General features: G+C 44.5%; 16 protein-coding genes. 7 read left to right on the top strand and 9 right to left on the bottom strand.

Annotated elements, in window-relative coordinates:
* Positions 1-57 precede the first annotated feature (57 nt).
* Both gltS and B3X18_RS11530 read left to right on the top strand, forming a co-directional pair.
* Positions 58-1293 (top strand): sodium/glutamate symporter, encoded by a 1236-nt coding sequence (gene gltS, locus B3X18_RS11525; protein ID WP_005016037.1) that lies wholly within the window; start codon positions 58-60, stop codon positions 1291-1293.
* Positions 1294-1385: 92 nt separating this feature from the next.
* Positions 1386-2861: an alanine/glycine:cation symporter family protein gene (locus tag B3X18_RS11530; protein ID WP_005024851.1), complete on the top strand. Its 1476-nt coding sequence runs from the start codon at positions 1386-1388 to the stop codon at positions 2859-2861.
* A gap of 38 nt (positions 2862-2899) precedes the next feature.
* Here B3X18_RS11530 and chrA read toward each other — a convergent pair whose 3' ends face one another.
* Complete coding sequence (gene chrA, locus B3X18_RS11535) at positions 2900-4108, bottom strand: chromate efflux transporter (RefSeq protein WP_034688393.1); 1209 nt, start codon at positions 4106-4108, stop codon at positions 2900-2902.
* 136 nt (positions 4109-4244) lie between these two features.
* Between chrA and B3X18_RS11540 the strand changes: the two genes are divergently transcribed.
* Positions 4245-5249 (top strand): patatin-like phospholipase family protein, encoded by a 1005-nt coding sequence (locus B3X18_RS11540; RefSeq protein WP_005407005.1) that lies wholly within the window; start codon positions 4245-4247, stop codon positions 5247-5249.
* A gap of 557 nt (positions 5250-5806) precedes the next feature.
* Here B3X18_RS11540 and B3X18_RS11545 read toward each other — a convergent pair.
* Genes B3X18_RS11545 through B3X18_RS11575 form a run of 7 tightly spaced genes read right to left on the bottom strand, consistent with a single transcriptional unit; the run spans position 5807 to position 13749 of the window.
* Entirely contained in the window at positions 5807-6460 is a 654-nt protein-coding gene (locus B3X18_RS11545; RefSeq protein ID WP_034688395.1) for a CoA transferase subunit B, read from the bottom strand.
* A gap of 2 nt (positions 6461-6462) precedes the next feature.
* On the bottom strand, positions 6463-7170 hold the full coding sequence (locus tag B3X18_RS11550; RefSeq protein WP_005406924.1) for a CoA transferase subunit A: 708 nt from the start codon (positions 7168-7170) through the stop codon (positions 6463-6465).
* A 29-nt stretch (positions 7171-7199) separates the two neighbouring features.
* The gene (locus B3X18_RS11555) at positions 7200-8105 is read right to left on the bottom strand and encodes a hydroxymethylglutaryl-CoA lyase (RefSeq protein ID WP_005406918.1); all 906 of its coding nucleotides are present in this window, start codon (positions 8103-8105) and stop codon (positions 7200-7202) included.
* Positions 8102-10093: an acetyl/propionyl/methylcrotonyl-CoA carboxylase subunit alpha gene (locus tag B3X18_RS11560; protein WP_005406962.1), complete on the bottom strand. Its 1992-nt coding sequence runs from the start codon at positions 10091-10093 to the stop codon at positions 8102-8104. Before B3X18_RS11560 ends, B3X18_RS11555 begins: the two co-directional genes overlap by 4 nt.
* A gap of 41 nt (positions 10094-10134) precedes the next feature.
* Positions 10135-10926 (bottom strand): enoyl-CoA hydratase-related protein, encoded by a 792-nt coding sequence (locus tag B3X18_RS11565; RefSeq protein ID WP_005406937.1) that lies wholly within the window; start codon positions 10924-10926, stop codon positions 10135-10137.
* 9 nt (positions 10927-10935) lie between these two features.
* On the bottom strand, positions 10936-12522 hold the full coding sequence (locus B3X18_RS11570) for a carboxyl transferase domain-containing protein (RefSeq protein WP_266105093.1): 1587 nt from the start codon (positions 12520-12522) through the stop codon (positions 10936-10938).
* Positions 12523-12576: 54 nt separating this feature from the next.
* Complete coding sequence (locus B3X18_RS11575; protein ID WP_005404324.1) at positions 12577-13749, bottom strand: isovaleryl-CoA dehydrogenase; 1173 nt, start codon at positions 13747-13749, stop codon at positions 12577-12579.
* A gap of 153 nt (positions 13750-13902) precedes the next feature.
* On the opposite strand from B3X18_RS11575, the gene B3X18_RS11580 reads away from it, so the two are divergent.
* The 4 genes from B3X18_RS11580 to B3X18_RS11595 all read left to right on the top strand — a co-directional run bounded on the left by B3X18_RS11580 (position 13903) and on the right by B3X18_RS11595 (position 18586).
* A complete protein-coding gene (locus B3X18_RS11580; RefSeq protein ID WP_005404936.1) occupies positions 13903-14535 on the top strand; it encodes a TetR/AcrR family transcriptional regulator in 633 nt (210 codons plus the stop codon).
* A 152-nt stretch (positions 14536-14687) separates the two neighbouring features.
* Positions 14688-16373, top strand: coding sequence for an AMP-binding protein (locus B3X18_RS11585; RefSeq protein WP_005406912.1), 1686 nt, complete (start codon positions 14688-14690; stop codon positions 16371-16373).
* 225 nt (positions 16374-16598) lie between these two features.
* Complete coding sequence (gene sbmA, locus B3X18_RS11590; protein WP_005406986.1) at positions 16599-17798, top strand: peptide antibiotic transporter SbmA; 1200 nt, start codon at positions 16599-16601, stop codon at positions 17796-17798.
* A gap of 293 nt (positions 17799-18091) precedes the next feature.
* Positions 18092-18586, top strand: coding sequence for a hypothetical protein (locus B3X18_RS11595; protein WP_005024872.1), 495 nt, complete (start codon positions 18092-18094; stop codon positions 18584-18586).
* A 42-nt stretch (positions 18587-18628) separates the two neighbouring features.
* Here B3X18_RS11595 and yddG read toward each other — a convergent pair whose 3' ends face one another.
* Positions 18629-19564 carry an aromatic amino acid DMT transporter YddG gene (gene yddG, locus B3X18_RS11600; protein ID WP_005406963.1) on the bottom strand — a complete coding sequence of 312 codons (936 nt, stop codon included), beginning with the start codon at positions 19562-19564 and terminating at the stop codon, positions 18629-18631.
* Between the last annotated feature and the right edge of the window lie 331 nt (positions 19565-19895).

Genomic DNA, 19895 nt, shown 5'->3' on the forward strand with positions numbered 1-19895 from the left:
ATTTTATATAAAATAAAGTATGAAGAAAGACATTAGCCATATTTGATGGATCTTCTTATGGAATTTACCTTTAATGCGTTTTACACGCTTATTGCAGCAGTAATTGTTTTACTTCTTGGCCGCTTCCTTGTAAACAAGATCGGTTTTCTGAGTCGTTATAACATTCCCGAACCTGTGGCCGGTGGTCTGGTTGCTGCGGTAGTCTCGTTACTTGTGCATTCCCTCTGGGGTTACAGTATTACTTTTAGCAGTGAATTACAGACCAGCTTCATGCTGATTTTCTTTGCTTCCATTGGCCTAAGTGCCAACTTTATGAAGCTAAAAGAAGGTGGTATCGGTTTGGTGGTATTCCTGATCTGTGTTGCTTCATTTATTGTAGTACAAAACGCAGTCGGTATGAGTCTGGCCAGTTTGCTGGGGGTTGATCCGCTGATCGGTCTGATAGCAGGTTCAATTACTCTGACCGGTGGGCATGGTACAGCGGGTGCCTGGGGCGAAATCCTGGAAGTTGAACATGGTATTCAAGGCGCACTTGCTCTGGGGATGGCCAGTGCAACATTCGGTCTGATTATTGGCGGTATTATTGGCGGCCCATTGGCTAAACTTTTAATTAACCGATACAACCTGTCTCAGCCACGCACCGTGCGTCAGATTAATGATCGGGATACACATCCTGCACCCGATTTTCCCGAGCTTGCACCTTTTGAAAATCCGCATCAGGTACGCCTGATTACTGCTGACAATGCGATTACGACCTTGGGCATGTTCGCTGCCTGTCTGGCCTTTGCTGAGTTTATGACAGGTTACAGTAAAGGTACCTGGTTTGAACTGCCAACCTTTGTATGGGCCTTGGGCGGTGGGGTAGTTCTGCGTAACGTTCTAGAAAGTATATTCAAGGTTGATATCTTTGATCGTGCAATTGATGTCTTTGGTAATTCTTCACTGTCACTTTATCTGGCTATGGCACTGCTGTCTTTAAAACTGTGGCAACTGGCTGATCTGGCAGGCCCACTGGTAGTGATTTTAGGCGCACAGACTTTAACTATGGCATTGTATGCAGCTTTCATTACTTTCCGGGTAATGGGCAAGAATTATGATGCCGCAGTACTGGCTGCTGGCCACTGTGGCTTTGGTATGGGCGCAACCCCAACAGCGGTTGCAAACATGCAGGCGATTACCAATATGTATGGTCCATCACATAAAGCCTTTTTGATCGTACCATTATGTGGTGCTTTCTTTGTTGACCTGATCAACGCAACCGTGATTCAGCTGATTCTAAAATTCTTTGCTTAACAGGCATTCATAAAAAAGTCCCCCTCATACGGGGCTTTTTTATTGAGGTTGAAGTCGGCGATATTTTACAAATTTGAGTAGCAAGAGATTGTATGGATGAACAACTAAATACCCGTTTAATGGCTTGGGTAAGTTTCTTTAATGATCCTTTATGGGATTTTTTGGTGGTCTTTCTGGTGGTGGTTGGAGTGTTTTATACACTTCTAACCGGCGCAGTTCAGATTCGCCTATTCTTACACAGTATCCGTGTAATGAAGGGCAGCCGTAAAGAAGGTGACGATCAGCATGGTATTACCCCGTTTCAGGCTTTTGTTACGGGTCTAGCGAGTCGGGTTGGGGTAGGGAACGTTGCAGGTGTCGCAATTGCAATTGCAATTGGCGGTCCGGGCGCCGTATTCTGGATGTGGTTTACTGCATTTCTGGGGATGAGTTCAGCATTTGTTGAGTCCTCATTGGCACAGCTATTTAAAGTACGTGATCATCAGAACCAGCAATTCCGTGGCGGGCCAGCTTATTACATTACCCAAGGTTTAAAGCAGAAATGGTTAGGCGTTGTATTCGCACTCTCTCTTATTTTAGCTTATGGCTTTGTATTTAATGCAGTACAGGCTAACTCGATTGTAGATGCAACTGCTCATGCCTGGGGCTGGGACCGTGCAAATGTTATGCTTGATCTGGGTGGACTGGGTTTTGAAGTTTCTTGGGTTGGCGTAGTACTGGTCATTATGACCGCAGCAATTATTTTTGGTGGAATCAAGCGTATTGCGGTCGTGGCAGAGCGTATGGTGCCATTAATGGCTGTGCTCTATCTGGCAGTTGCACTTTATATTGCCATAATAAATTTCAGTATTCTTCCAGATATATTCAAACTGATCTTTACTGAAGCCTTTAAGTTTGATGCTGCTGCGGGTGGTTTTTTTGGTGCAATGGTATCGATGGCCATGATGCAGGGTATCAAACGTGGCCTGTTTTCAAATGAAGCCGGCATGGGTTCTGCACCGAATGCTGCAGCTGCTTCAGATGTAAAACATCCGGTAGACCAGGGGCTAGTACAGATGCTTGGGGTATTTGTAGATACCTTTGTAGTGTGTTCATGTACTGCGATTATCATTCTGGCTTCCGGTCTGTATCATGAAGCAGGTTTTGAGGGCGTTACGCTCACCCAGATGGCATTGGTCAGTCAGATCGGTAGCTGGGGTGATGATTTTCTGGCCCTGATTTTATTCTTGTTTGCTTACTCTTCTATTATCGGGAATTACGCCTATGCTGAGAGTAACGTTCAATTTATCAATAATCAGCCAAAAGTCATGTTTGTATTTCGTCTTCTGGTACTGGCAATGGTATATTTTGGCGCGATTACCAGCGTACCACTGGTCTGGTCAATGGCGGATCTATCCATGGGCTTAATGGCAACAATTAACCTGTTTGCTATTTTACTCCTGACGCCTTTCTTGCGAATGTTATTGAAAGATTATAGCTCTCAGCTTAAAAAAGGCATTAAGGAGCCGGAATTTAAAATAGATAAGTATCCGGAACTCAAGAAAAAAGTCGATTCAGATATTTGGTAAAGCTTGTTTAAAGCTCCTTGCGAGGAGCTTTTTTATGATTAGAAATAAAGTGAAAATAAAAAATAGCCTAAACATGAGAGTGGTAAACTCAATAGAACCGGAATTTTACTGTTTAGTAAAGCAATAACAAGTCCAACAAAAATTATATCACTCCAGTGCTGGATACCTTTTTGTCCGAGTTGTACTACCATCGCCAACAGTAAACCGACTACTGCGGCATTGATTCCATAAACCGCAGCCTGAATTTTTGTCTGCCTTAATAAGATAGACCAGTAAGGCAGCGTTCCAAAAATCAGTAAAAATGAAGGAAGGAAGATGGCGACTGTAGTAATCGCTGCATTAATTAATGGGGAAGAAGTAACCGGTAAAAATGCACCCAAGTAAGAAGCAAAAGTAAATAAGGGCCCAGGTACAAGCTGTGCAAAGGCATAACCTAGTTCAAAATTTGATTCTTCAATTAGTCTGGACGTTACCAGTTCCTGGTATAAGAGAGGAAGCACAACATGTCCTCCGCCAAATACCAGTGAGCCTGAACGGTAAAAACTTTCAAATATTTGTACAGCAAAAGAAGGTGCCCACCATTGCATGATAAAAAGTAATATAAACAGGCCAACAAATATCAACAGCCAATAATAGGCACGAAAGGGTGTAGAGACATTTTTTTGTATTTCTGGCTGATCTTTTACAACTATTGGTGCAGCAAGTTTCGCTGTATGAACGCAGTATAATCCTGCCACGCCCCCCAAGATAATCACCAGCAGCTGGCTCATGGCTAGCGGTATAAAATAAATAATAAGTGCTGAAGCCAGCATCAAAATAAATTGCCAGACCGTACTACAGAAGTTTTTTAACATTTGCCAGAAAGCAAAAATTACGACGGCCAGTACGATAAGTTGTACTATATGAAAAACTGATGAAGAAAGCCAAGAAGACAGGGAAACACTCAGTAGTGCACAGCCCAGCATTAAAATTATAGAGGGTAGGGTGAAACCAAGCCAAGCCAGAAGTGCACCCCCATAACCTCTTTGTAAGTAACCGATACCGAGTCCAACCTGACTGCTGGTAGGGCCGGGAAGAAGCTGGGCTAATGCGACCAGTTGCGTATATTCATCGCTACTCAGCCAGCGATATTTTTCCACAAAGGTGCGGTGAAAAAAGACCAGATGTGCAGCTGGTCCTCCAAATGAGGTACAACCCAGTTTTAAAAAAATAAGAAAAATAGTGAGATACTGAACAGATAAATTCATGATCGATATTCTTCTCACAAATGGCTTGAGTTTAGAGTCCAATCATGACAATTTAAATAAATTTTATACAGCAATTTCTGAAATGTACTTCTACAATTCCTTTTTCAGAAAAATAACTCAGATCTCTCAAGTGCCCATGAAACAGCTCACATTCTGCTTACTCTGGATGAGTCTGGTCGGCCTGACCGGCTGCCAACATTTTAAAACATCTGAGCCACAGGCTGCACAGATGGTCACTGATGCACGGGCACAGTTTGAAAAGGTTCCTTTTGCTCAGATTAAAACACTAGAGCAGCGGCCAGTTGTGGCTTTGGTCTTGGGTAGCGGCGGTGCCCGGGGCTATGCGCACATAGGGGTAATTGAGGTTCTGGAGCAGCAGGGAATCCGTCCAGATTTTATTGTGGGAACCAGTGCAGGCAGTATTGTAGGTTCTATATATGCCAGTGGAAAATCTGCAAAAGAGCTGCGGAGTATTGCTCTTAATATGAAAGCCACCGATGTACGCGATATTACCCTAGATATGAAAGGCTTTTTTGATGGCAAGAAAGTTGAAGACTATATTAACCAGCAGGTTGATAACATGCCGCTGGAAAAAATGAAAATACCTTTTTATGCAGTAGCCACTGAACTCAAAGAGGGTGCCCGTACTGTATTTAACTATGGAAATACCGGACAGGCAGTACGCGCATCGGCATCTATTCCGAGCATGTTTATTCCTACCCGTATTGGTGATAAAGAATATGTTGATGGGGGACTGACCAGTCCGGTGCCGGTTGAGGTGGCACGTGATCTGGGCGCTGATATTATTATTGCAGTTGATATTCTGGCACAGCCCACTCATACCGAAACGTCAAATGTCTGGGGGCTGTTTAATCAGAATATTAATATCATGCAGAACCGGCTAGCTAATGAAGAGTTGAAGTATGCTGATATAGTAATCCAGCCTGACTTACGTGAAAAAGCCCATATTTTTGATGTGCGTGGGCGTGAAGCCAGCATGCAAGCTGGTCGGGAGGCTACTTTGGAAAAACTGGAAATGATTGAACTGGCTATTGAGACTAAACATAACAACCAGCAGAGAGACGACCAGAAAAATCTTACTGCGCTTAATGATACGGCTGCTGTCAAAACTAATAGGTAAAAAAAGAGCCCCTGGTTGGGAGCGAGAGTGAAGGGGCCCTAAATGGGAGCTAAGAAAGCCATTATCTGACTTTCTTATCCCAGCTGAGGAGAACAATGACCTTGAGATCTCTGGAGTGAAATAAAAGGGTCATTGATAAGCTCATGATCAGTTTGCAATATGCTTGGCAAACTGTATATTGAAAAATGCAACTAATTCGAGAACTTATGTAAACATTGTCAGTATAAATGCAGGCTAAATAAAAACTTTTATAAGTATTTAATTTATTTATAAAATTAGCTGACTAGAGATAATTTTTATATTTTGTAGAAATTATAGGCAATTTTATAGATTGATTTAAAAGAGAATAATTCTTATTATTTGGATTCCTTGCTTATATGTAATATAAAAAAAATATATTATAGATACACTCTTAATTTTTTTTTACAAAGTTTAACACGTCCTTAATAGTTAATTATTCACTTTAAATTTATATCCTAATTGAATTAAATTTTTTAGTTCCCAAAGCTTATTAAAGTGGCTGTTTACAACCACTTTAAAATTTGTATTCAAATATTTTAATCTGCCAGTTCTGTAGAAATTGTATTGATGAGCCTGACTCCGGTTACAGCCTGAATATCTTCAAAACTTACCTGTTCAGTCAGTTCAATCAGCTCGATTCCCTGTTCGGTGACATCCATCACACCAAGGTCAGTAATAATCCGGTGGACTACACCTTTACCTGTAAGTGGCAGGCTACACTGTTTTACAATTTTTGGTGTTCCGTCTTTCGCACAGTGCTCCATCAGCACTACGACTTTTTTTACACCTGCAACCAGATCCATGGCTCCGCCCATGCCCTTAACTTTCTTGCCCGGAATCATCCAGTTGGCCAGGTCTCCCTGTTCGGAAACTTCCATTGCTCCTAAAATCGCAATATTGACGTGTCCACCACGAATCATGGCAAAGGATTCGGCACTTGAGAAAAATGCAGCGCCCGGCCGGGCTGTTACGGTCTGCTTACCCGCATTGATCAGATCAGCATCCACCGTTTCTTCAGTTGGAAACTCTCCAATCCCCAGTAAACCGTTTTCAGACTGGAGCCAGACATTGACCTGTTCTGGAATATAGTTGGCGACCAGGGTCGGCAATCCAATACCCAGGTTGACATAAAATCCGTCTTCAAGCTCCTGTGCGGCACGCTGTGCCATTTCATTACGTGACCAGGCCATATTTATCCCTCCGCCGTTTTCAGTGTCATCTGTTCAATCCGTTTTTCAGGTGTGGCATTGAGTACAATACGGTTAACATAGATTCCCGGCAGGTGAATAGCGTCCGGATCCAGCTCACCAATCTCGACAATCTGTTCAACTTCAGCCACAGTAATTTTTCCGGCCATGGCACAGACCGGATTAAAGTTCTGTGCGGTTTTACGAAAGACCAGATTTCCGGCTTTGTCGGCTTTATAGGCTTTAACCAGCGATATATCGGCTGTCAGTGATTCTTCCATGATATAGGTTTTGCCGTTGAACTCTCGCTCTTCCTTCCCTTCAGCAATGAGAGTGCCTACGCCGGTCTGGGTAAAAAATGCTGGAATACCAGCACCGCCGGCCCGCAGTTTTTCGGCTAGCGTACCTTGAGGGGTAAGTTCAACTTCAAGTTCACCACTCAGGTATTGACGCTCAAATTCTTTATTTTCTCCCACATAGGATGAAATCATTTTTTTGATCTGACGGGTAGCCAGCAGCTTTCCTAAACCGAAGTCATCTACGCCTGCATTATTGGAAATACAGGTAAGATTCTTAACACCCGTTGCCTGTAAGGCATCAATAAGTACTTCAGGAATACCACACAGGCCGAATCCGCCTACAGCAATCTGCTGACCATCCTGTACAATATCTTTTAACGCATCGGATGCTGAGGGATAAACTTTATTATTCATAGGACCTCATCCTTAATTTTTTATGGACTTTATACAGTGCAAAGTTTTTGTTTATAGGCCTGTGCAAATTTAGACGGATTAGGCCGATGCAATACCTCTGCAATATAGTCTGCAGCTGCTATCAGTTTTTCGAGCTGTATGCCCGTATCAAAACCCATCTGGCTAACCAGATAATAGACATCTTCAGTTGCAACATTACCTGAAGCACCTTTGGCATAAGGACAGCCACCAAGTCCGGAGATTGAAGAATCAAAGCTACGGATTCCTTGCTGAATCGACTCATAGATATTAGTAATTGCCATGCCATAAGTGTCATGAAAGTGCCCAGCCAGAGCTTCTTTTGGCAGGAGTTCAAGACATTCTCTCCAGACTGCGCGAACCCTTAACGGTGTAGCGGTTCCAATAGTTTCACCTAACGATACTTCATAACAGCCCATGTCATATAAAGTCTTTGCAACTTCTGCAACTTTCTGGGGGGAAATTGCACCTTCATAAGGGCAATCCACCATACACGATACATAACCACGCACCCGAATATTATGCTGTTTGGCCTGTTGCATAATATCTTGAAAGCGTTCAAGGCTCTCCTGAATCGAACAATTAATATTTTTCTGAGTGAAGCTTTCTGAGGCTGCCGTAAAAACTGCAATTTCCTGACACCTCACCTGAAGGGCGGCTTCAAAACCTTTCAAATTAGGAGTTAGCAGACTCAGTGAAATATCATCCTGTTTCGGGAGCTGTGCATAAAGTTCATCACTGTTAGCCATTTGTGGAACCCACTTTGCCGATACACAAGAGCCCACTTCTATCGCTTTAATCCCTGTTGCCATCAGGCAGGTGAGAAACTCGTAACGCTGTTGAAAAGTGATCACACTTTTTTCATTTTGCAGGCCATCACGTGCACCGACTTCAACAATCCTGATACTTTCATTCATGCAGAGGCCTCCGCTTCAATACAGAAATCCAGCAATTCATCACCCGCAGCGACCTGATCACCAGACTGGAAGAACAGATTGTTAATGATACCGTCCTGTGGTGCCCGGATGGTATATTCAATTTTCATAGCTTCCAGTGTCATAAGCGGTTCATCTTTTTTGACCTGAGCAAACTGCTCTACCAGTACCTGAGTAATAATGCCTGGCATAGGTGCCTTAAGATTACCTGCTTCTTCAACCCCGCCTTCTACATGGGCATACGGATCAATAATTTCAAACTCATAGGGTTGTGCGTGTTCAAAGAGCACCAGACTTGAGTCACACTTTACAAAGCATAGCTTATGTTGATGATTATCTATCTGGAGATGGGCTGTATTAGATGCAGTCAGTTCGCCAGAAATTTTAAAATCTTGATTATGGACCTTGACCAGATAGCCCTGTTTTAAGATAGCCAGTTCAATATCATAAATTTCCTGCTGATGGCGTAACTGAACATGGGTTTTAGCCTGCTGGTTCAATCGCCAGAAGTTAGGCTGTTGCCAAGGATCATGCGGCAGGGAGTGCTTTAACGTCTGCTGAAGCAGATGGAGGACAGCAGCTTGTGCCAGTAGAGATGGTTTAATCTCAGGCTTTGAACTGAACAGCTGGATATTTTCACGCTCGATCAGTCCAGTATCTAAGTTTGGCTGGCTAAATGATCCAGTCCCCACCAGACGGTGCAGGAAAGCTACATTATTACCCACACCCTGAATATAAAAGTTTTGCAAGGCATACTGCATCTGGCGCAGTGCATCCTGACGGGTTTTGCCCCAGACAATCAGCTTGGCAATCATCGGGTCATAAAAGCTGCTGATGCTGTCGCCCTGAATAATGCCGCTATCTACCCGCACATGTGCATTCTGCTGTAGGTATTGCAGAAAATGAATTTTACCAATCGAGGGTAAAAAGTTATTATCTGGATCTTCTGCATAAATCCGAGCTTCCAAGGCATGACCTTGAATAGAAAGATCTGCCTGAGCTTTAGGTAGAGGCTCACCATAGGCAACCCGTAGCTGCCACTCGACCAGATCCTGTCCGGTAATCATTTCAGTCACCGGATGTTCGACCTGCAGGCGAGTATTCATTTCCATAAAATAAGCTGTACCATCCTGCTCGACAATAAATTCGACTGTACCGGCACCTACGTAGTTGACAGCGCGTGCGGCGTCAATCGCAGCCTGGCGCATGGCCTCAAGTTTTTCCTCTGGCATCAGCGGAGCAGGGGCTTCCTCCAGAACCTTCTGGTGACGGCGCTGTACTGAACAGTCACGCTCAAACAGATGAACATAATTGCCATGCTTGTCACCAAAAACCTGAACCTCAATGTGTCTTGGGCGCGTGACATAACGTTCAATTAATACATCTTCATTACCAAAACTTGATCGAGCTTCGCTCTTGCAGGAGGTCAGAGAACTTAAGAAGTCTTCACTGCGTTCCACCAGACGCATGCCTTTACCGCCACCACCTGCACTGGCTTTAATCAGCACCGGGTAGCCAATCGCATCGGCCTGCTGTTTTAAAAAATCCGGCTCCTGATTTTTGCCATGATAACCTGGTGTCAACGGCACACCGGCCTTTTCCATGAGTGCTTTAGAGGTAGCTTTTAGACCCATTGCCCGGATTGCTTCCACCGGCGGCCCAATAAATTCGATACCATTTTGCTGGCAGGCTAGTGCAAAATCATCATTTTCAGATAAAAAGCCATAACCCGGATGGACCGCTTCTGCACCGGTTAGCAGTGCTGCTTCTATAATCCGTTCAATTTGCAGGTAACTTTCACTGGCTGGAGCACGACCAATACAGATGGCTTCATCTGCCTGTTTAACATGCTGTGCCTCGGCATCAGCTTCAGAATAAACCGCAACAGTTTGAATGCCGAGTTCCTTGGCAGTACGGATGACACGACAGGCAATTTCACCACGGTTCGCAATTAAAATTTTCTTAAACATAATCCTTTATCCTGCTTTTTATGATTTTGTGGAAAATAGCCTTAAGCGCACCAGTGTGGTGTACGTTTTTCCAAAAAGGCACTCAGGCCTTCTTGTGCCTCTTCGCCCAGCCGTAATCTTGCGATATGAGTTGCGGTCTGCTGCATAAGTTCAGGAGTCAGTTCCTGTTCGGCTACAGTGTCGATCAGTTGTTTGGAGGCCGTTTGTGCCTGCGGGCTACCTAATAGCAGCTGTTCAATTATTTGTTGAATGCCTGTATCCAGTGCTTCGGCACTATAGACTTCATGAGCCAGACCGATGGCTTTAGCCTGCTGTGCTGAAAGCCGCTCAGCAGTTAAAAAGTAACGTGAAGCCTGACGCGCACCAATAGCCCGAATCACATAGGGACTGATGGTAGAGGGAGCCAGTCCCAAACGTACTTCAGAGGTTGCAAACATTGCTTTTTCGCTGGCAATACATATATCACAGGCCGAGGCCAGGCCTAACCCGCCTCCTAGTGCTGCACCATGCACACGGGCAATGGTGGGCTGTCTAAGATGAGCCAGTTTATGCAGCATGGTGGCCAGCTTCATGGCATCCTGCTGGTTCTCTTCACTACTAAAATGACGGGCTGCTTTCATCCAGTTCAGGTCTGCGCCAGCAGAGAAATTTTTGCCGCGGCCTGCCAGTATTACCACACGAGTATTCACGTTTTGCTCTAGCGCATCAAAACACTGGCTGAGCTCGGCAATTAATTGTGCATTAAAGGCATTGTGCAGTTCTGGACGGTTTAGCCAGACATAGGTGGCTCCATTAGGCTGCTCTTCAATTTCAATCAGTTCAAAATGCTTCATGAATCTCTCCTACATGCGAAATACGCCAAAATGGGTTTCTTCAATTGGAGCATTCAAGGCCGCGGACAAACTGAGTGCAAGTACCTGACGGCTTTGTGCAGGATCAATTACCCCGTCATCCCACAGTCGGGCAGAGGCATAATAAGGATGGCCCTGGCGCTCGTACTGTTGTCGAATCGGATTTTTGAACTCGTCTTCCTGCTCGGCAGTCCAGTTTTCGCCTTTGCTCTCAATGGCATCGCGGCGTAAAGTGGCAAGAACACTAGCAGCCTGCTCGCCACCCATGACCGATATACGTGAATTGGGCCATGTCCACATAAAGCGCGGTGAGTATGCACGGCCACACATGCCATAGTTTCCGGCCCCAAATGAGCCGCCGATTACCAGCGTGATTTTAGGAACTTTGGCTGTAGCAACTGCCATGACCAGTTTGGCGCCATGTTTGGCAATTCCTTCATTTTCATACTGGCGGCCAACCATAAAGCCAGTAATGTTCTGAATGAATAGCAGTGGAATTTCGCGTTGTGTACACAGTTCAATAAAATGTGCGCCTTTCTGGGCAGATTCGGAAAAGAGAATGCCATTATTGGCAATAATTCCGACCGGCATACCATACAGATGAGCGAAGCCTGTAATAAGCGTAGTTCCAAACCGTGCCTTAAATTCATCGAAGCGTGAACCATCAACAATTCGTGCAATGATTTCCCGTACATCAAAAGGTTTACGGCTGTCACTCGGAATAATGCCATATAGCTCTTCGGCATCAAATAATGGTGATTCAATCTCTTTTAGCTGAAGCTGTACTGCTTTTTTCCAGTTCAGGTTGGCTACAATCCTGCGGGCGATTCCAAGTGCATGCAGATCATTTTCAGCCAGATGGTCGGCAACACCGGAAAGACGGGTGTGGACATCGCCACCGCCGAGATCTTCGCTAGTAACCACTTCGCCTGTGGCTGCCTTGACCAGTGGCGGGCCACCCAGAAAAATTGTGCCCTGATTACGCACAATAATGGTTTCATCCGACATGGCCGGTACATAGGCACCTCCTGCGGTACAGCTGCCCATGACCACTGCAATTTGCGGAATGCCTTTGGCAGACATCTGTGCCTGATTATAGAAAATCCGGCCAAAATGGTCGCGGTCTGGAAATACTTCATCCTGGAGTGGCAGGAAAGCTCCTCCCGAGTCTACCAGATAGATGCAGGGCAGCCGGTTCTGCTCGGCAATTTCCTGGGCCCGAAGGTGTTTTTTGACTGTAAGCGGATAATAGGTACCACCTTTAACTGTGGCGTCATTGGCAATAATCATGCACTGTACATCATGCACCTGACCAATACCGGCAATTACACCAGCAGAAGGTACATCATTGTCATACAAGCCATAGGCAGCCAGCTGGCCAATTTCCAGAAAAGGGCTGCCTGTATCTAGAAGGCGCTCAATACGCTGACGTGGTAGCAGTTTACCCCGGGCCAGATGTTTTTCTCGGGCCTTTTCTCCGCCACCCAGCTGGATTTTGGCGGCCAGCTGGTTCAGGTCATCGACCAGCTCCTGCATGGCCTGCTTATTCTGTTTGAATTCTTCACTACGGCTATTCATCTTGATTGCAATCTGGTTCAAGGCAGTCATCCTTGTGCATTAGGGTTAGAGGGATTAGGCTGTTTCGTTGAACAGCTCACGGCCAATCAGCATGCGTCGGATTTCCGAAGTACCGGCACCGATCTCATACAGTTTGGCATCGCGCCATAAACGCCCTGTAGCAAAGTCATTGATATAACCATTGCCACCTAAAGTCTGAATTGCTTCACCGGCCATCCAAGTGGCTTTTTCAGCCGAATATAAAATGGCGCTCGCTGCATCCTTACGCAGAGCACGGCCATGATCAGCACGGTCACAGGCTTGACCTACGCTGTATACCAGAGCCTTGCAGGCCAGCCAGGTCGAATACATGTCGGCAATTTTGCCCTGCATTAACTGGAACTCGCCTAGTGCCTGACCGAACTGTTTACGTTCATGCAGGTAGGGCATCACAATATCCAGACAGGCATCCATAATGCCAAGTGGGCCACCGCTTAGTACGGCACGTTCATAATCGAGTCCACTCATAAGTACCTTGACACCGTTACCCACTCCACCCAGTACATTCTCGGCGGGAACTTCACAGTCATCAAAAAACAGAGGGTAAGTGTTAGAGCCGCGCATCCCCAGTTTGTCCAGGTGCTGGCCATGACTAAAGCCTTTCATGTCTTTTTCAATTAAGAAGGCCGTCATGCCTTTGGCACCTGCCTGCAGATCGGTTTTGGCATAGACCACCAATACGTCAGCATCACCGCCATTGGTGATCCACATTTTTGAACCATTTAATACATAGCGGTCGCCTTTCTGGTCAGCACGAAGTGTCATACTTACCACGTCCGAACCGGCATTCGGTTCAGACATTGCCAGCGCTCCTACATATTCACCAGATACCAGTTTTGGAAGGTAACGCTGTTTCTGTGCTTCAGTACCATGACGGTGAATCTGGTTGATACAGAGGTTAGAATGCGCACCATAAGACAGGCCAATAGATGCACTGGCCCGCGAGATTTCTTCCATGACCAGAATGTGTGCCAGATAACCCATATTACTGCCGCCGTACTCTTCAGAGACGGTCATGCCCAACAGGCCCATGTCACCCATTTTTTTCCAGAGTTGCGCTGGAAACAGATTATCCTGATCGGCCTTGGCCGCAAGAGGCGCCACTTCCTTTTTGGCAAAGTTCTGAACCGATTCCTGTAGGGCCTTTAGGGTATTATCTATTCCAAAATCAATTGTTTGTAAATTCATTCTCTACCATCCTGTAGAACTGTATTTGTTATTTCGCAGCTATATTTGTTGTGACCTGAGTTCACAATACAATTATTTTTTAAAAAAGTGAACCTTTATTCATAAAATGATTTATAATTCATTTTAAGGCGTGAAGTAAATAATATTTTTCTTATGAACTATAAAAGATCTTCTTTGATGGAAGAACGGATGGCACAGAACCGGCTGGCCATTTTACAGGCTACACGTGACCTGACTGCTCGTGGGGGATTTAAAGATGCCCAGATTAATGCCATTGCAGAACTGGCCGGTATTTCAAGCGGTCTGGTCTACCGTTACTTTAATTCAAAAAACCAGTTACTGGTGGAAGTCCTGACCGACGCTGCCATGCAGGAAATTCGCATTCTTGAGTCCATCTACCGGGAAGACCTGCCGCCAAAAGAAAAACTGTTTAAGGCCGTTACAGCCTTTGTAAAACGCGCACTTACCGGACCGCAGCTGGCTTATTCACTCATCTTCGAACCAGTCGATGTGGCTATCGAAATTGAGCGTGTACGGGTTAAGCAGCTAATCAAGAATGCCATTATTGATATTTTGAAAGAAGGGCAGGAAAGTGGAGATTTCAGTTTTGACGATGTCAATACTGCAGCCCTGTGTATTGTTGGTGCCATGACTTTTGCTGTAGTCGAGCCGATTGACCCGGCTCGCCGTAAAAAGTTTGATAAGCAGGACTTTGTCCGTTATGTAGCTGAGTTCTGTCTGCAGGCAGTCGTTCGTGCACCTCAACCGGTACAAGGAGAAAATTAACACCTAAAACATGCCTGTTGTATGGATAAGAAAGAACTGAACAAAGAATTGCACATAACAATACGTAAAACACAATGAAAACCGGGGTCATGTATCGACCCCTAATAACAATCTGAAAAACACAATGACAATGAATCAAGGAGTAGGATTCAATGACAGATACACAATTAAGTTATGCATCTGGTGCAAGTGAGCAACCTTTACTGGGCATGACCATTGGACAGAAATTTGATCAGGCATGTGCGCAATATGCTGCACAGGATGCCGTTGTCTCGGTTCACCAAAATCGTCGCATCAGTTATGCAGAATTGAGAACACTGGTTGATGCATTTGCCTGTAATCTGCTTGAGCTGGGACTAAAAAAAGGTGATCGCCTTGCAATCTGGGCACCAAACTGTGTGGAATGGACCATTGCACAGTTTGCCACGGCTAAGGCAGGTATCATTCTGGTCAACCTGAATCCATCTTATCGCAGTCATGAACTTGAATATGTGCTCAATAAGGTGTCCTGTGTTGGCCTGATTATGGCAGTACAGTGCAAAACAAGTAACTTTAAGGAAATTTTACTCAAGATTGTTCCTGAGCTGCATGAAACTCAAAGCCGTGAACTGTCATTACAGCGACTGCCGCATTTAAAACATCTGATTAAAATTGATGATCAGGCTCATCCTGCTTTCCACTGTTTCGATGATTTACTGACTTCACCTACCTCAGAGCAGTTGCAGGCGCTGCAAAATATCGGTCAGGAATTACAATTCGATGAAACTATTAATATCCAGTTTACATCTGGTACTACCGGTAACCCCAAAGGGACCATGCTGACCCATAACAATATTCTGAATAATGGCTATTTTGTTGGTGAACGAATTTTACTTACCCCGCAGGACAGGGTATGTATTTCGGTACCACTATTTCACTGTTTCGGTATGGTCATGGGAAATCTGGCCTGTGTAACTCATGGTTCTGCAATGGTCTATCCATGTGATGTGTTTAATCCACTTAGCAGTTTAAAAGCTATTGAGCAGGAAAAATGTACGGCTGCTTACGGTGTGCCTACCATGTTTATTGCCATGCTGGAACATGAGCAGTTTAACGAGTTTGACCTGAGCAGCCTGCGTACCGGAATTATGGCGGGCAGTCCGTGTCCGCGTGAGATTATGCAGCGTGTGATCGACCGTATGCATATGTCACAAGTGACCATATGCTATGGCATGACTGAAACCTCGCCGGTAAGTGCCCAGAGTATGGTAGATGACCCGATTGAAACCCGGGTCAATACAGTGGGACGCATACATCCGCACGTAGAAATCAAGATTATCGACCGTAACGGCAAGATTGTACCGCGCGGCAAACTTGGCCAGCTATGTACCCGGGGCTATTCAGTCATGCTGGGCTATTGGGAAGATGAAGAAAAAACTAAAGAAGTGATTGATCAGACTGGCTGGATGCATACCGGAGATCTGGCGGAAATGGACCAGCAGGGCTTTATCCAGATTAAGGGCCGTATTAAAGATGTTGTCATTCGGGGAGGGGAAAACCTGTTCCCTAAAGAAATAGAGGATTTTTTATATACTCATCCCGATGTGTCTGATGTACAGGTTGTAGGTGTACCTGACCAGAAATATGGTGAGGAACTTTGCGCCTGTATTATTCTGCATCCGCATAGTAATACCAGTGAAGAAATTATCCGACAGTACTGCAAGGAACATATCTCGCACCAGAAAGTGCCGCGTTATATCCGGTTTGTAACAGCTTTTCCTTTAACGGCTTCAGGCAAAGCCCAGAAATATAAAATCCGTGAAATGATGCAACAGGAACTCAATTTAAAAGTTTCCTAACTTGATAAACTTATAAAAAAGCAGGGCAATCGCTCTGCTTTTTGTAATTTGGTATCTTAAATACTGATGCTGACAGTCAAAGAAAAAGTGCTGGAAACCTGCTATAGAAAAACAATGAACCAAAAATGACCGGTGCATTCATCAAGAGACTGGTACTTGGCCAGCCACACGTGTAATTTATCAGTTCAATGCCGTTGATAAAAAATAAAAGGAATCACAGGTTGCATGTTTAAATCTTTTTTTCCACAACCCAAAGTATTTTTTCTGTCATTGCTGTTCTGGTTCATGGTCAACCTGCTACTCTGGTATGTAGCAGGCGGACGGGAATGGGGAAGCTGGCTGGGCTTTCCATCAGATTATGCTCAGGCTGAACTGCCCATTGGGGTTAGCCGGTTCTGGTCTCCGGCATTTCTCTGGTTTTATTTGTGGTTCTTCATAGCTACTGCGATCTTTGCCATTTTTTGGCGATTTAAAGCAAATCATCCCTGGCAGCGCTGGTCGGTATGGGGCTCGGCATTTATTCTGTTTAATATCTGGTTTAGCGTACAGGTCAGTGTAGCCATTAATGCCTGGTATGGGCCATTCTGGGATTTAATTCAGCGAATGCTGAGTAGCGGTGGCGGTAATATCCGTGACCTGTATATGGGTACCTTGACCTTTTTATATATTGCCATGGTAGCAGTGACTATTATGGTCATTAATGCTTTCTTTACCAGTCATTATATCTTTCGTTGGCGTACCGCAATGAATGAATACTATACCGCGCATTGGGACCGGTTACGTCATGTTGAAGGAGCATCACAGCGGGTTCAGGAGGACACCATGCGTTTTGCCACTATTATGGAAGATTTAGGGGTCGAGCTGATTAAAGCGGTTATGGTTCTGGTTGCATTCCTGCCAATCCTATTTGAGCTCTCCCGGCATGTACCGGAATTGCCGCTGGTGGGGCAGGTAGAACACTCACTGGTCTGGGCAGCCATTGTCTGGGCTATCTTTGGTACGGTTCTGCTCATGGTGGTGGGTGTCAAGTTACCGGGCCTTGAGTTTAATAACCAGAAAGTTGAGGCAGCTTACCGTAAAGAGCTGGTATATGGTGAAGACTATGCAGACCGAGCCCAGCCGGCAACCTTAAAAGAGCTGTTTTCCCGCGTACGCCAGAACTATTTCCGTTTATATTTTCATTACGCCTATTTTAATCTGGTGGCAACCTGGTACCGCCAGCTTGATATCCTCTACAGTCTGGTCGTGCTTTTCCCTGCTATTGCAGCCGGCAAGATGACTTTGGGCCTGATCAACCAGATTGGTAATGTTTTCGATAAAGTCCGTGAATCATTTCAGTATCTGATTATGTCCTGGAAAACGATTATCGAGCTGTTATCGATCTATAAACGTCTCAAGACCTTTGAAGCCGTATTAGATGATTAAAGCTGCTTTTACTCCACCCGCCTCGGCGGGTTTTTCAATATAAAAAATCTGGTCAATTCCCTATATACCGGTTTTGCTGACTATAAGCCGTAGTCTGTTATTACGCTACAGTATTCCGCTTATTATTAAGGGATTACAAACTTTTGATGTCTTTGGAACATTATCTTCATGGTTTCGCTATAAACTTTCTAATGCACCTATTTACACAGTCATAATAGGTAAGCCAGCAGCCAGTATGCTACAAATAAACGGTTTTATATAATTGGCCAAATATTAAAAAGCAGGGAAATACTATGGCGCTTATATCCTTGAGCAAGTTTCGCGGACTTTTTATAGGGGCAACCTTACTAGGGGCCTCTCAGATTGCATTGGCTGGCCCAACGGTGGATCAGCTCAGTAACTGTTTGATGAAATCGACCACCGCCACCGATAAAACCGTAGTTCTGCAATGGACCTTTGTGGCATTGGGTAATCATCCCGACTTAAAGGCCTTTAGTAATGTGACTGCGACACAAAAGGAAGCATTAGATAAGAATCTGGCCACTGTGCTGCAACGCATACTGGTAGAGCAATGTTCGGCACAGACCAAAGCAGTGATTCAGACTGAAGGTTTGCAGGCGGTGGGAGATAGTTTTCAAGAGTTAGGCAGTATTACAGGTGAAGAAATTCTTAAAACGCCTGAAATTAAACAGCAGCTTAATGGTGTTCTGAAATATGTAGATTTAAATAAGCTAGTAACAACTTTCTTGACGCCTGATCTTTGGAATAAGTTGGGTGTTACCCGCTAAAACGTCGTATAAAAATAAGCTGTATAAGTAAAAAGCTGCGGTTTAAGTCTGTCTTAACCGCATCGTGATAAAACGTTGTTTAAGCTCATGCCAATTGGTCGAAATCCAGCACACAAAAGAACCCAAAGTCACCATGATTGCCCCAAGCCAAAAGGTTTTCGATAGAGATGTTTGTAAAATCCACATCGACATGATGGGTGAAAAAATCGGGCTGAAATAAGACAGTGTGACCAGCATAGTGATATTGCCGCGATTAATACCAATATTCCATGCCGCATAACCAAGTCCTGTTACGGTAGATACCATCAGCATATACATCAGTGTTGTGGCATCAACATGAATGATTTGCGCAAATTGCTCAGGATGGAGTATCAACATTTTGAGCCACAGCACCGCACTGGTGGCAATAAAAAAGAGGCTAATCGGGTTATGTCCCTGACTGTATTTTTTAGTCACCACACAATACAGTGACCATAAACTTGCGCCTATAAATGCCAGTCCATAACTCAGCGGATTACTTTGCATATGGCTAATCACCGTAGCAAGATCAATCGCACCATTCCCTGTTTGAATATAGAACACGCCTGCAAGACTAATCCCTAAACCTAAAATCACCCACTTATTAAATTTCAGTTCTTTAAATAAAATCAGCATCAAGATGGTCATACTCGGCCACAGGTAATTGACCAGGCTGATTTCAATGGCTTGTTGTGCGTTTTGGGCAAGGGCAATGGCATAGGAAAAGCAGATTTCATACACTACAAATAATGCGGTTGCCCCAAAGAGGTACTTACGCGGAATTTGTTTTAAGTTAGGAATACGAAACAGGGCAAACAGCAATACCGCACTGAAGCTATACATAAACAGTACGGCTAAGTCTGCACCGATACTACTAGTTACTTTTTTGAGTAATCCAATAATGGTTGACCATTGTAAGATGGCGCTAAAGCCGATTAGGGTAGCGAGGTTTTTGGTCATGGATGGGGTGTTGCTGATGGGGTGAGGGGATTATACGCTTTTTGAAAGTTTTTAAAGACCTCTCCCTAGCCCTTATTTGCGCTTCGTTTTAAAGCAGTGCTTTAAAACTTGCTTAGGAGAGGGAACGTCATTTTGAAATTCACGTTGTTATTAAATCAGATGATGCTCCCTCACCCTTATGGTTGAGCAACACTGCTATGTAAAGGGGAGATTTTTCTGAAGTCTTCAAGTTTAGCGATGGAGGAAACCTTTTGAGAGGCATGTTATTTTGGATGTAAAGAACTTTTAAATGATTGTAATTACAAAGTTCTTCTTCACAAAATATGGGAAT

This window comes from Acinetobacter sp. UBA6571, assembly GCF_002434085.1.
In the GTDB taxonomy this organism is placed as follows: Bacteria; Pseudomonadota; Gammaproteobacteria; order Pseudomonadales; family Moraxellaceae; genus Acinetobacter; species Acinetobacter radioresistens.

Excerpts from the sequence above, each read along its gene's own strand:
- gltS (WP_005016037.1), top strand. The coding sequence starts at position 58 with ATGGAATTTACCTTTAATGCGTTTTACACGCTTATTGCAGCAGTAATT.
- B3X18_RS11530 (WP_005024851.1), top strand. The coding sequence starts at position 1,386 with ATGGATGAACAACTAAATACCCGTTTAATGGCTTGGGTAAGTTTCTTT.
- chrA (WP_034688393.1), bottom strand. The coding sequence starts at position 4,108 with ATGAATTTATCTGTTCAGTATCTCACTATTTTTCTTATTTTTTTAAAA.
- B3X18_RS11540 (WP_005407005.1), top strand. The coding sequence starts at position 4,245 with ATGAAACAGCTCACATTCTGCTTACTCTGGATGAGTCTGGTCGGCCTG.
- B3X18_RS11545 (WP_034688395.1), bottom strand. The coding sequence starts at position 6,460 with ATGGCCTGGTCACGTAATGAAATGGCACAGCGTGCCGCACAGGAGCTT.
- B3X18_RS11550 (WP_005406924.1), bottom strand. The coding sequence starts at position 7,170 with ATGAATAATAAAGTTTATCCCTCAGCATCCGATGCGTTAAAAGATATT.
- B3X18_RS11555 (WP_005406918.1), bottom strand. The coding sequence starts at position 8,105 with ATGAATGAAAGTATCAGGATTGTTGAAGTCGGTGCACGTGATGGCCTG.
- B3X18_RS11560 (WP_005406962.1), bottom strand. The coding sequence starts at position 10,093 with ATGTTTAAGAAAATTTTAATTGCGAACCGTGGTGAAATTGCCTGTCGT.
- B3X18_RS11565 (WP_005406937.1), bottom strand. The coding sequence starts at position 10,926 with ATGAAGCATTTTGAACTGATTGAAATTGAAGAGCAGCCTAATGGAGCC.
- B3X18_RS11570 (WP_266105093.1), bottom strand. The coding sequence starts at position 12,522 with ATGAATAGCCGTAGTGAAGAATTCAAACAGAATAAGCAGGCCATGCAG.
- B3X18_RS11575 (WP_005404324.1), bottom strand. The coding sequence starts at position 13,749 with ATGAATTTACAAACAATTGATTTTGGAATAGATAATACCCTAAAGGCC.
- B3X18_RS11580 (WP_005404936.1), top strand. The coding sequence starts at position 13,903 with ATGAACTATAAAAGATCTTCTTTGATGGAAGAACGGATGGCACAGAAC.
- B3X18_RS11585 (WP_005406912.1), top strand. The coding sequence starts at position 14,688 with ATGACAGATACACAATTAAGTTATGCATCTGGTGCAAGTGAGCAACCT.
- sbmA (WP_005406986.1), top strand. The coding sequence starts at position 16,599 with ATGTTTAAATCTTTTTTTCCACAACCCAAAGTATTTTTTCTGTCATTG.
- B3X18_RS11595 (WP_005024872.1), top strand. The coding sequence starts at position 18,092 with ATGGCGCTTATATCCTTGAGCAAGTTTCGCGGACTTTTTATAGGGGCA.
- yddG (WP_005406963.1), bottom strand. The coding sequence starts at position 19,564 with ATGACCAAAAACCTCGCTACCCTAATCGGCTTTAGCGCCATCTTACAA.